Source organism: Methylobacterium frigidaeris, assembly GCF_022179185.1.
In the GTDB taxonomy this organism is placed as follows: domain Bacteria; phylum Pseudomonadota; class Alphaproteobacteria; order Rhizobiales; family Beijerinckiaceae; genus Methylobacterium; species Methylobacterium frigidaeris.
In genome coordinates, this window is sequence record NZ_BPQJ01000462.1 from 1 (window position 1) to 214 (window position 214).

Below are 214 nucleotides of genomic sequence, written 5' to 3' on the forward strand. Positions count from 1 at the left end.
ACCGGGCCCACGGGGTCGGGCAAGAGCTTCACCACCTTCCCCATCCACAAGCGCATCGCCACCCCCGACAAGACCACCCAGACCATTGAAGACTCCGTGGAGTACGAGATCCCCGGGATCAACCAGACCCAGGTGAACCCCCAGGCGGGCCTCACCTTCGCCCGGCCGCTAGGGGCCTTCCTCCGGCAGGACACAGACATCATCATGGTGGGGG

The 214-nt window shown here is 65.9% G+C and carries 1 protein-coding gene; it reads left to right on the forward strand.

The window, feature by feature from the left end; genetic code table 11:
• Positions 1–214: ATPase, T2SS/T4P/T4SS family (locus MFF64_RS39280; protein ID WP_238194205.1), on the forward strand; the 214-nt coding region annotated here is incomplete at both ends.